General features: G+C 37.8%; 8 protein-coding genes. All 8 read left to right on the forward strand.

The genetic code is table 11. The features are described 5' to 3' along the window. The first annotated feature begins 44 nt into the window (after positions 1 to 44). Positions 45 to 1,232, forward strand: coding sequence for a FecR family protein (locus ACZZZK_RS17835; protein WP_463485295.1), 1,188 nt, complete (start codon positions 45 to 47; stop codon positions 1,230 to 1,232). A 112-nt stretch (positions 1,233 to 1,344) separates the two neighbouring features. Then, on the forward strand, positions 1,345 to 4,797 hold the full coding sequence (locus tag ACZZZK_RS17840) for a SusC/RagA family TonB-linked outer membrane protein (RefSeq protein ID WP_463485296.1): 3,453 nt from the start codon (positions 1,345 to 1,347) through the stop codon (positions 4,795 to 4,797). Positions 4,798 to 4,814: 17 nt separating this feature from the next. Further along, complete coding sequence (locus ACZZZK_RS17845; RefSeq protein ID WP_463485297.1) at positions 4,815 to 6,254, forward strand: SusD/RagB family nutrient-binding outer membrane lipoprotein; 1,440 nt, start codon at positions 4,815 to 4,817, stop codon at positions 6,252 to 6,254. Between the two features lie 151 nt (positions 6,255 to 6,405). Further along, positions 6,406 to 7,914: an endonuclease/exonuclease/phosphatase family protein gene (locus tag ACZZZK_RS17850; protein ID WP_463485298.1), complete on the forward strand. Its 1,509-nt coding sequence runs from the start codon at positions 6,406 to 6,408 to the stop codon at positions 7,912 to 7,914. A gap of 325 nt (positions 7,915 to 8,239) precedes the next feature. Next, positions 8,240 to 8,815, forward strand: coding sequence for a hypothetical protein (locus tag ACZZZK_RS17855; protein ID WP_463485299.1), 576 nt, complete (start codon positions 8,240 to 8,242; stop codon positions 8,813 to 8,815). 319 nt (positions 8,816 to 9,134) lie between these two features. Then, positions 9,135 to 9,632 carry a cupin domain-containing protein gene (locus tag ACZZZK_RS17860; protein ID WP_463485300.1) on the forward strand — a complete coding sequence of 166 codons (498 nt, stop codon included), beginning with the start codon at positions 9,135 to 9,137 and terminating at the stop codon, positions 9,630 to 9,632. A 127-nt stretch (positions 9,633 to 9,759) separates the two neighbouring features. Beyond that, on the forward strand, positions 9,760 to 10,488 hold the full coding sequence (locus ACZZZK_RS17865; protein WP_056848680.1) for an acyl-CoA desaturase: 729 nt from the start codon (positions 9,760 to 9,762) through the stop codon (positions 10,486 to 10,488). A gap of 412 nt (positions 10,489 to 10,900) precedes the next feature. Continuing rightward, positions 10,901 to 13,339: a TonB-dependent receptor domain-containing protein gene (locus ACZZZK_RS17870; RefSeq protein WP_463485301.1), complete on the forward strand. Its 2,439-nt coding sequence runs from the start codon at positions 10,901 to 10,903 to the stop codon at positions 13,337 to 13,339. Positions 13,340 to 13,386: the final 47 nt, after the last annotated feature.

Consider the following 13,386-nt stretch of genomic DNA (forward strand, 5'->3'; position numbering starts at 1 on the left):
AGTGACTTTTTTAGAGTTGTTCGTATTAGTATAAAATTAAGAAGTTGAAAAAAGATTCAAAAGTAATTCAGTTGTTTAATTCCTATTTGGAAGACCGTTATTCGGATAGCGATTTAAAAGAAATTTTAAGCTATTTTGATAAAGACGTAGTTCCAGAGGATTTGACTATTCTGGTGAAGAATGAATTGGAAAAAACATTTGATTCTGGCGATAACGTAACTCTCATTGTCGATAACGTTAAAGAACGCTTGTTTTTAAGTATCAAAAATAAAAGAGAAACCCCTTCGAAAAATGTCAGTTCAAGGCATCGGTTATTGTGGATCGGTGGAATAGCGGCCACTATTTTGGTATGCCTGGCATGTTGGAACTGGTTGAGACATACTGATGCACAAATTATCCAAAGCAATGCTTATGGCTATGCTAATGATGTACTGCCCGTAGGGAAAAAAGCTACACTGATACTTTCCAATGGCCGTACTGTTGAATTGAATAATGATAAAACAGCACTGACGGAGTCTGATGGGACAACAATTGCCAATGAACACGGTCAGTTAGTTTATCGCGACAGCGGAGAAGAGGAAAAAATTTTAACTAATACGCTAATTGTTCCAAAGGGAAGTAGTTACGAGCTTCTATTGCCAGATGGCTCGAAAGTCTGGCTAAATGCTTCCTCCTCACTGCGTTTTCCTACGCGTTTCAATGGTGTGGAACGTAGGGTTTATCTCACAGGTGAAGCCTATTTCCAGGTCGCTAAAAATCCAAAGATGCCCTTTATTGCCCAAACTGGTAATACTATTGTCAAAGCTTTGGGTACCGAATTTAACATAAATTCAGATCAGTTTTCTAATCTGAAGGCAACCTTGACTGAGGGTTCGGTAATGGTTTCAGCGCTTGGTCAATCTGTAAAGTTAATTCCAGGTAAACAGGCGATAGTTCGTAAGGCAGAGAAAAACATTCAAGTCAGAGATGCCGACTTAGAACAGACAACGGCTTGGAAAGACGGCTACTTTTATTTCAAGAATGACCGTTTGGAAAATATCATGAATGAGATTTCCAATTGGTATGATGTTGAGTTAAGCTATGAAGGAGTAGTGCCAAACGAACTTTACACTGGCAGCATAGATAGGAAAGCCAATCTTTCAGAGGTTTTAGAAATGCTAAAGCCCATTACATCAGCAAAATTTGAAATAAATAAGAAGAATTTAATAATCAAATTTAAACCAAATAAATAACTATAACTATGAATGAAATAAACTACCAAACAAAAATTAAACGAGGGTGATTCCGGCACCCCCGTAAAAATGCAAAGCTGAACAACTGTAAACAACTCTAACTACCAAAATTATGAATTATTTCCGCTATGGCAAAAAGCCGAATGGCAGTCCTGTGAACTATTCAAAATCGACTAAAATTATTATTACCATGAAATTGACTGTGTTTCTGGTTCTTTTTTTCACAAGTGCTTTATTTGCTTCCGGTAATGCACAAGAGATTAATCTCTCAGTAAAAGATTACCCGCTGGTTAAAGTGCTTTCAGAAATTGGAAAGCAAACAAAACTTAAGTTTTTTTATAATGATTTATTGCTAAAACAATCGCGACCAGTGACAATTGATGTTAAGCATGCTTCGCTCGATCAGGTATTAACTGAATTGCTGAGTTCGAGGAAAATGAGTTACAAGCAAATTGCCAGAACAATTATTATTAGCAGTATTGCTGATGATAAAAAGGTTGTCAATACCGGTCAACAAGATATTTCGATTTCCGGAACAGTCAGAGATTCAGTAGGAGTACTTTCAGGGGTATCGGTTGTGGTAAAAGATAGAACTAAAAGCGCTGCAGTGACAGATGCCAACGGGCAATTTGTTATTAAAGCACCTGAAAACGGAACCCTAATATTTAGCTATGTTGGATTTGAACAACAACAAATTGCCATAAATGGCAAAACCCGTATTGATGTAATTCTTAAATCATCTCAAATTTTAATGCAAGAAGTTGTTGTGACTGCGCTTGGTATTACTAAAGAGAAACGTCAGATTACCTATGCCGTTCAAGAAGTTAAAGGTGCAGCATTGCAGGTTGCTAGAGAAGCCAACGTAGCGACTAGTTTAGTAGGAAAAGTAGCTGGTTTGCAAGTTCAAACCAAAACTACCCTTTTTGAAAATCCTGGAATTACTTTAAGAGGAGCTGGTACAACAATCGTGATTGACGGAGTACCTGCGCCTGCAAATTTTGATATGTGGAGTCTTAATGCTGATGATATTGAAAATGTAACTGTACTCAAAGGAACGGCGTCCGCTGCGCTGTACGGCTCATTGGCTCAAAATGGCGCCATAATGATTACCACCAAAAAAGGTAAGGGAGGTGCGCCAGGTTTAGAAATGGCCTATAACACAAGCACTCAATTCCAAGCTGGTTTTTTGCGTATCCCAGAAACCCAATCAGAGTATGGAATGGGATTTAATGGACAGTATTCTTTTGTAGATGGAAAGGGCGGGGGAATAAACGATGGCTATGGCTATGTATGGGGCCCAAAGCTTAATGTACCGGATCCGACCACTAAAAGCGGTTTTGTCGAAATTGCGCAATACAATAGTCCGAGAGATCAGGCCACAGGAAAGCTTATACCGTTACCTTGGATTACTAGAAGTGATGATAACCTAAAAAGTTTTTTGAACAACGGCTTACTAACTACTCACAACATAAACTTTGCAGGCAGTACCGATCGTGCTGACTATAGAATATCGGCATCGCAGGTTTATCAACAAGGGCAGGTACCTGGAACAAAACTAAATTCTACTACTTTGAATTTAGCCGGTAGCCTCAAAATAAATGATAAATTAAGAGCAGAAGCAAGTCTGTCCTACAACAAACAATATTCTCCAAACTATCCAACTTCGGGTTATTCCCCAGATAACTATTTATACAACATCGTGTTGTGGATGGGCCCAGAAGTAGATATCAATGACCTAAGAAATTATTGGAAACCAGGGCGTGAGGGTACAGAACAGTTTACCTATAATTACAGTTGGTACAATAATCCATGGTTTCTGGCAGGAGAGAAGGTTCGTAAGTACACAAATGATGTTGTGGTTGCACAGGCGAACATGACCTACGACTTTAATAAAGACATGAAACTATTGGTTAGGGGAGGGATTACTAATAATCAGGCAAATAGCGATAGTAAAATTCCATACAGTTATATCAACTATGGAACAGATGCAGCGCCGTTTGGAAATTACAGTTTGAGTAAAAACAATACTTTACGTGTCGTTACTGATGTATTATTATCTTATAACAAAACGTTTTTAAAGGATTTTAATGTTTCTGCAAGAGCAGGAGCAAGTAGCCGCCTTGATCAGGCGAATGGTCTTGCCTCTAATACAGTTGGTGGTTTAGCAGTTCCGGAGTGGTATAACCTCGCAAACTCGAGAGACCCCCTTAAATCTTCCAATTCATTAACCGAAAAACTGGTATACAGCGCTTACGGTTCTGTCGATTTAAATTATAAAAGGATAGCAACCCTTAGCATAACAGGTCGTAACGACTGGTCTTCAGCCTTACAATCACCGTACAATACCTATTTTTATCCTTCGGCTTCGTTGAGTTTAATCGTATCTGAAATGGTGAAACTACCAGAAGTAATATCCATGGTTAAATTAAGAGGTGCATTAGCAAATGCTAAAACTGATGTAGATCCCTATAGTACCCTGACAAACTATACAGTTGGTTCACGTTGGGCTGGAAATCCATCATTGATTACGCCAGGCTCAATTCTTTTACCAGGTTTAAAGCCAAATAAAACTGTTTCTCAGGAGTATGGAGCTGAAGTAAGGTTTTTAAGGAACAGAATTGGGTTAGACTTTACCTATTTTAATTATGACTTGGTAGATAATGTGGTATCCATCCCTTTATCTATTGCAACAGGTTTTACATCGGCCCAAACCAATGGAGATAAATATAGACGCCGTGGTATTGAACTTGTTCTAAGTGGTGAGCCTGTAAGAACGAGAGATTTCAGTTGGAATATTACGGCCAATTATTCTAGATTACGCAGAACAGTTGAAGAATATTCCAACGGTGATTTAATACGAGGCGGCGTGGAAGTCGGAGACAGAACTGATGTTTTTCGTGGGTACGATTGGCAACGATCACCAGATGGTCAAATTGTTCACCAATCGGGAATTCCGCAATACATCAATCAAGTGATAAATCTTGGTTATACCGGCCCTGATTGGGAATTTGGAGTGATCAATGCATTTAGATACAAAAATTTCGGTTTGAGCTTCTCCATAGATGGACGTGTTGGTGGTGTAATGTTTAACGGCTTAGAGGCCAAAATGTATGAAGGCGGTATGCATCCTGCTACAGCAAATAGTTTCAGAGACGATGCATATGCCAACAAAAAAACCTATAATAATGGTGGTGTAGTTCAAACTGGGGGAACAGTAACCTATGACCTAAAAGGAAATATAACCAGCGATACCCGTACGTTTGCTCCAAATACAACGTCAGTTAACTATGTAGATTTTGTATTTGCAAACTATGCAAACGGTGTAGAAGGTGCCAACTTATATGACCGTACTTTCGTGAAATTGAGAGAAATTATATTCAGCTATCAAATCCCTGCAGCGTTCCTTAAGAAAACACCCTTTAAAGGTTTAAGTGCATCAATTGTAGGGCGTAATCTTGCATTATGGTCTAAAGTTCCTTACATGGATCCTGATGGTTATACAGATTTTTCGTTAGCAGAACCAACAACCCGCAATATCGGGTTCAATTTAAATTTAAAGTTTTAGACACTAAAGATATTGTCATGAATATAAAGAAAATCACTGTTTTGTTTACAGTTTTACTATCGCTGGGCGCTTGTAAAAAATTCGATTATTATTTAGAAAACCCAAATTTACCTACTACAGCAACACCTGCACTGTTGCTAACAAATATTTGTAATTCGGTATTTAATGTTGATCCGATGGGTTCTGCTTATGCTGTACGGCACCTAACCTATTACGAACGCCCAAGCGAATATGTTAACTACAACTGGAGTCGCTCGTCTTTTGGTGCATATAATACTTTAAGGCAGGTAAAGAAAATGGAAGAACTTGCTCAGGGAAATACCAGTTATGCAGGTTTAGGCCATTTCTTCAGAGCAATATTGTTTAGCCAATTAACGGATACCTTCGGCGATGTGCCTTATGCGGAAGCTTTAATGGTAGAAAGTGGAATTGAAAAACCAAAATATTCTACACAAGAAGATGTTTATGCAGGCATTTTAAACGAATTGGAATTGGCAAATTCGCAATTGGCAGAAGGTGGAACTGCCATTAGTGGCGATATTATTTACGGGGGAACTATTAAGCGATGGAAGCAATTGGCCAATGCTTACCGGTTGAGAATGTTAATCCATTTATCAAAACGCGAAGGCAACTCCAAGATTGATATCAAATCTCAGTTTAATTCCATTGTATCAAATCCATCCAAATATCCTTTGATGACAAGCATTGCCGACAATGCACAGATTGTTTATAACACTTCAGATATAAGCAATTATTACCCAACGGCAGGAAGCTTAAGTGTAGCTTCTTTAGTTTCTCCTGAATTATCGTTTGTGAATTTACTGAAAGCACGGAGAGATCCGAGAATATTTTCTTTCGCAGAACCCATAGCTGGGCAGACTGCAGGCGTATTTTCAAGTTATAACGGAGTTGACGCTGGTTTAACGCCGGCCGCACAACAAAGTTCCGCCGCAAACGCTTCCTTACTCGCCAAACGGTATTCAAGTCTTGCCGCTCCTGCCAATGAGCCCATGATTTTACTTAGCTATGCAGAACAGGAATTTCTAATTGCAGAAGGTATTGTGAGAGGCTGGACAACCGGAAGTGCTGAAAGTCATTATAACAATGGTATACTCGCTTCACTTGCGTTCTATAAGATTTCTGGCTCAACGGCCACTAATTATTTGAATGAAAGTTTGGTTAAATATGATGCCAGCAATGGCTTAACCATGATACTTACTCAAAAGTACATCTCATTCTTTATGAACTCAGGATGGGAACCATTTTATGATCAACGCAGAACGGGGATACCTTCTTTTAGTGTTGGCCCGGGAACGTTAAATGGTGGGAAAGTTCCAAAGCGATGGATTTATCCAACAGATGAATATCAAAATAATGCATCAAATGTTGCAGCTGCCGTTGCCAGTCAATATCCCGATGGAGATACGACTAACGGAGTGATGTGGACTGTAAAGTAGAGTAGCTAGCAACAAAATCACCGATTTACTATGCTTGACCATTTTCATAGAAAAAGCTCAGGCATAGTAGATTTTTTCAAAGCAATGCTTTTTAAAACTGAGTGATCTCTAAATTGTGGAACAATATCCATAAGTATTAAAATAAGAATTAATGAAAGCGGTATTAGCAACAATACTTATCGTGACTACCTTTTTTGCTAAAGCACAGCATAAAATATTATTCGAAGAACATTTCAGTAAAACTGACTTAACTGGTTACCAAACTTCAAAAGGGATAAGCGGTGATTGTTTAGACCTGAGCGAAAGTGCTGCGTTTCGACAGCCCATTCAAAGGAAGTTGCCTCCGTCAATAGCTTACGGATCATATACCATTTCAGTTTGGGTGAAAGCTTCTATGCAAGATGATGAAAGTTATGCTGTGCTAACAGCCACAACGAAATTGCCTGATGGTTCGTCAAATGTTCTGGAATTGGGAAAGCAATCTAACGGGGCCTGGTATTGGAGCGGATTTAAGGGTAAGAACAGATACGATTACAAACCCACTTTGCAACGGCAGCCCATTACCGACGGGGATTGGCATCAGCTGGTCTATTCATTTGATCATCTAAAGAAAGAAGTTCGTTTATATTATGATGGTATTAATGTGGCTATTTATGCAACCCCGCAATTGGCTGGATTAAATAAGGAATCTCAACTGAATATTGGAGGAGTAGCAAAAGGTGAGTTACTACAATGGGACACATTTAATGGAATGATTGATGAGGTTCTGGTTTTTGATGGAATATTAGATTCAAAACAAATACTCTCAGGTTATGAACTAGCGGCTGGCAAACCAACCAAAAATAAAACGAATTTCAATCCACAGAAAGTTAGCGTAATGAATTACAATATCTGGCATGGTGGAAATGAAACTGGGAAATATGTTGGTCCGATGCGAATTGCTGATGTGATTAGGTCATCGGGCGCTGATATCATTTCAATGCAGGAAACCTATGGGTCAGGGGCCCGAATTGCTGACGCGTTGGGCTATTATTTCTATTTGCGTAGCACTAATCTCTCCATCATGAGTCGATTTCCAATTGGGGATACGATAGAAGGTGAGGCACCCTTCAATAATGGTGGTGCACATATCTACCTGGGTGATGGAAAGCAAATATTGTTTGTTACAAACTGGATTAACTACCCTTTCGATTATTGGGATGATTTAGAGAAAAATGTAAAACTCGATAGCGCATCATGGATGAGTAAACAACAAAGGGTTAATGCAGCTAAGATGAATGATATTCTTCATGCAATGAAAAAAGAATTAAAACAAAATATACCTATTATCTTTTGCGGAGATTTTAATACTGGTTCTCACTTAGATTGGACAACTGCCACAAAACACTTAAATAAGGGACACGTTATGCCATTTCCAACTGGAATCTTGTTAGAGAAGGCCGGCTTTAAAGATGCGTATCGAGTACTACATCCCGACCCGTTAAAAGAAAGGGGCATCACATGGAGTCCTCAGTTCCCGGAAGCATTTAAAGATAGAATTGATTATGTTTATTTTAAAGGCGATGATATAATACCGTTAACATCAAAGGTTCTCGAAAAGCATGATATAAAATATCCATCAGATCATGCAGCAGTACTCATTACATTTGAAGTGAAATAGTTTAACAACAAAGTTGAGTATAGTTAGATAGGACTAGAAAATCAACTCGGTTGACAGAATTGTACCAAAGCCGTGTAATTGCAATTAAGACTCAGGTATTACTGGAAAAATATTTTGGTCGCCTATTGCACATTATTAGGCTGATATTCAATTCGACACTTTCCGCAAGAAGCCGATTTATGAAGTTAAATCGGCTTTTTTTGTGCTAAAAATTACGGGGAAATTAGCTATACAACTTTTAGTTGTTCAAGTGTAAAGTAAATTGTAAACTTTATTATACATAATTTGAAAATTTTTGTGTTATTTTGAGAATCAAAAATTAAGCATGAAAAACATCTTCATTATCGCCATTCTCCTCTCCAGTTTTATTTATCATGCTGATGCACAGAATATAAATCAGGCTATTGATGGTAACCAATATGTTAAGCAATTGGCTGATCAGCGATACCAATTCAATAAAAGCTTAATTAAACGGTTACGCATTCCGCTCCCAGTAGCCAAATCAATTTTTAACTCCAATTCATTAGTTGTCTTTGATGGCCATACCTATGTTTTAAAAAACAATGAAGTGGTAGAAATAAAAGGTTTTTTATTGTCGAAAAAAGCGTTAGAGGCTATTACAAACAAGTTGCTAATGTTGGATGCTTACCAGAAAAACTGTGCTGAAAATGTAAATAGGAGCTATAGTGAATCTGGTAGAGATTTACAATATGTAAAAAATAAGGATCGTCAATTCTTTGCCACACTTAAACAAATATTATCCGTTACAGCGTCTATCTCTGATCAATATCAAAAACCAAATGCCTCTGTTACTATTGAAATGGCAATGAATAAAATCAAAGCCCAGGAGCTTAGTGCAGAACAGGATTCACAAAATATAGCTTTCGCTAAAGTAAAATAACGTTGATATCGCTTCGTTTCCCCAAACTAAAAGTTGAAGCGCTTCCAAATGAATAACCTTCCAGTACCAAAGTTTTAACGACTATCCAATTTATACAGAAATATTTTTCTGATTCAACATCGAAGTTAATCTTTTCCTCTCGACAGCGGAAGATTAAACTTTTCGTTTTCTCCAGACTCTGAACGGCTCGAAAATATTACCAAAAAATGCAGCGTTAAAAAGGAGTTTTTAATTTATAAGCATTATTTTTGCCAAAACTGTAGAATGTGATCAACCAAATTGTTTACAGTCTCTTAGCTTTAAAACAACTTAATTAGTAATGACAAACGATAAAAAAGAAATATTTGACAGCGTTGCACAACGTTTAAAGATTGAAGGTTTTAATGTGGTAAACCGCGATGAAACACGTCCTTGGGGTGGTTTCTTTGTAATTGATGAGGCGCAGGCTCAACAATTTGCTGATACTTATTTTGATGGCTTAGATGTAGAGAGTTTAAAAATTGGCGGTAAGTTAAGTCCAAAAATATTGATCGTTGCTCCGAATACCCGTTTATCATGGCAATACCACCACCGCAGAGCCGAAATCTGGCAAGTGGTTACCGGTACAGTAGGCATTAAAACCAGTCAGACTGACGAAGAGGGTGAAGTGAAAACATACGCCCCAAAAGATCAAATTAAATTACAACAAGGTGAACGCCACCGTTTAATCGGTTTAGATGACTGGGGTGTTGTAGCTGAGATTTGGCAACATACGGATTCATCAAACCCATCTGATGAAAGCGATATCGTTCGCGTTCAGGATGATTTTGGCAGATAATATTTTTTTAAATCCTGCTCGTTTTAATCGGGCAGGATTATTATAACTCCTCCTTTGGATACCTGGTTTTCTAACCGCCAAAAACTAAACGTAGATAAAATACGTTAATAAAGCATACACACAATACATGATTATCCTCATTTTCTTTCTTTGCCATTGGTTCTTATCCTTATTTAGCCAAACCTTTTTCCTTCACCGTTATTCATCGCACAAAATGTTTAAGATGGAACCTTTCTGGGAAAAATTCTTTTATTTAATTTTACTTATTTCTCAAGGTTCATCATTCTTGAATCCTAGGGCTTACGCTATTTTGCACCGTATGCACCATGCTTATAGCGATACGGAAAAGGATCCGCACTCCCCGCATTTTTTTAAAGATGTTTTCGGGATGATGATTGCTACAAAGAATATGTATATGAACTATTTACAGTTTAAGATACAGCCTGAGCCGGCTTTTCAGGGTAATTATCCTGAATGGCCTATTGTTGATAAGATTGGAAATTCTTGGTTATGGCGAATTGCTTGTGGTTTATTTTATATCGGTTTTTATATCATGTTTGCAAACCATTGGTGGTTGTTTATTTTGTTGCCAATTCATTTTTTAATGGGTCCGTTACATGGCGCCATTGTTAACTGGTGCGGGCATAAATATGGTTATTCCAACCACGATAACGATGACCATAGCAAAAACTCTTTACCATGGGATTTCTTATTAATGGGCGAGTTGTTTCAGAATAATCACCATAAAAAACCCAATAGTCCGAACTTTGCTACTAAATGGTGGGAGTTTGATCCAACCTATCCGGTAATGAAGGTTTTGCACTGGATGCGGATCATCAAAATAAGAAAAGTATAGTCAATTCTGTTGACAGAATCCATTTTTCCCTGATAAAATCAATATGCGGTGGTTAGACAGTGCATATTGATTTTATCCTCTAATGTCTCTTACTTAAACTACTTCGGTTGGTTCAATGCTTCAATGTTCTGGAAAAGATCTATTCTTTCTAAGGATATTTGCACTCCGTAATCATATCGCTATCACTACCAAATGAAATTGAATGACGGATAAAAAGCATGTTTTTTTTGCTTTTTTGTAATCTGTTTTTCTTTCCTTTTACATTTCTAGTGGTCTATCATTTTTACGCTGTTATTGTCTGAAAAATTTGCACCTTTGCCGACTAAATTAACGAAGTTGCGAAAAAGTATTCTCCTGCATTGTAACAAATGGCCTCTTCCGCCGACTAATAACCAAAGATTAACAAACTAATATGAAAAGAATTTTACTCTTAATCCTATCGCTGGGAATATTTATCAACGCTCAGGCCCAATTTCCCGGTGGTTTAGGTGGAGGTGCAAAAAAACCAAGCGTTTTTGGCCGCGTTACGGCAACCATTTTAGATTCTGTTACCAAACAGCCTATAGATTACGCAACAGTTTCGCTTATTAATACAAAGGATAATAAATCAGTAAACGGTGGGGTAACAGATCCGAAAGGAAAGTTATCATTGCAAAATGTTGCGCCTGATTCTTATAAATTGATGATCGGTTTTATGGGTTACAAGACCAAAACTATTTTGGTTAACACCACGCCGGCAAAACCCGATCAGAATTTAGGAACCATTTATATTTCTTCAACAGAAAATACGTTGGCTGATGTACAGGTTCAGGGAACAAAAGCAGTGATCGAAAATAAGATCGACAGAATGGTTTACAACGCTGAAGCTGACGGAACTAATGCCGGTGGCGATGCTACAGACGTGATGCGTAAAGTGCCCATGTTATCGGTTGATGCGACGGGAAATGTACAATTGCGTGGCGGGGCTGTTCGTGTGTTAATCAATGGTAAACCTTCAGGAACAATGGCCAGCAGTGTAGCTGATGCCTTGAAAATGATTCCGGCAGAACAAATTAAAAGTGTTGAAGTGATTACCAGTCCCTCTGCAAAATACGATGCTGAAGGATCGGGAGGTATCATAAATATCATCACTAAAAAATCTACCGCACAAGGTGTTAGCGGAAGTGTTAATGCATCAGTTGGAACACGCCAGAACAATGGAGCGTTTAACTTAACTGCTAAAACTGGCCGTTTAAGTGTGAATACCAGTTTAGGTACTAACCTGGCTTATCCGCAAAAATCGCTTACAGAATTTATAACCAATACCACTTATTTGAACGGTACAACCAATAGCATTTCGCAAAATGGATTTTCTAAGTGGAGACGTGATGGCTACAACGGAAGCCTGGGTTTAGATTATGATTTTAATGCGTACAATAACATTAGCACAACAGCTAAAATCAATAGCTTTTCTAACGGAGGACCAAGTGAAACCAATTATATCATCAACAACATTGGTGCAGCAAATATTGGAGATATGGAAATGACCTTCAGGAATTTAGATTGGAACGTGGATTACCGTAAAACGAGTAAGAAGGAGGGAGAAGAATTTTCCATTTCTGCACAGCTTTCCGCAGGTAGAAATCCCACACGTTTCAGTAATACACTTACCTCTGCGGCTTTCCCGACAGGCTTAATTACCAATAGCAACAATACGGGTAAAAACAATGAGTATACTTTTCAAACGGATTATACTTATCCGTTTTCAAAAGCTACCGTTTTAGAGGTTGGTGCAAAAGCTATTTTACGCGATATCAAAAGTCAGTTTGATATTGCTGCACAAGATTTTGATTATAACCAGAATGTAGGTGCAGCTTACGGTGTAATTGCTTTCGATTTATCGAAAAAATGGAAATTCAAAGGTGGTGTCAGAGCAGAGTATACACAGATTGATTTTAATACTCAAAACAGCGGAATCCAGAAAAATGATTATTTGAACTTGTTTCCAAGTGCCATTCTTTCCAGAACTTTAAAAGGTGGGGCTACTTTGAAATTGAGCTATAATCGCCGTGTTCAAAGACCAACCCAGAATTATCTGAATCCTTTCCGTAACGAAAGCGACCAGTTTAATATCATGCAAGGTAACCCACAATTGGATCCTGAGTTAAGTCAGAATTTTGAATTGGGTTACAACACTTATATCAAAGGTTCAGTTATTACGGCTTCATTATTTTATCGTCGTACAGGTGGCGTAATAGAGCGTTCTATTTCACCTGTTACAGAAAATGGAATTAACAAAACCTTGAGTTCGTATATTAATGTGGGTACTGCAGAAACCTATGGCTTTAACTTGTTCGGTTCTTACAATCCTAAACCAAAATGGACATTGATGACCAATTTTGTTGGTAGTACTTACTCGGTAACGAATAACGAAACGAATGTTAATACTGGAACTTACTTCAATTTCAATTGGTTTGTACGTTCGGCTTACGGTTTCGGTAAAGGATATAATTTTGAACTATTCAATGTTATTACCTCAAGAGTGCGTACTTATCAAGGCGTTACAGATCCGTTTTATATTTACGGTGCCTCATTTAAAAAGGATTTATTTAAGAAAAAAGGAAGCATTGGAGTAAACGTGTTAAATCCATTTACAAAAGATCTTCATATTAAAACAGTAAATAATGCGGTAAATGCTACGGGTACAATATATCAAAGCATGAATATCTACTATCCGCTTCGTTCTTTTGGAGTTAACTTCAGTTATAGTTTTGGTAAATTGAAATTCACAGAAAAGAAAAAAATTAAAAATGATGATGCTAAACAAGACCAACAACAAGGTGGTGGCGGAATGGGCGGCATTCAACAATAAAATTTAGAGACAAATATTAAAGCCTTCGATTTTTATCGAAGGCTTTT

Source organism: Pedobacter sp. AC163, assembly GCF_979258665.1.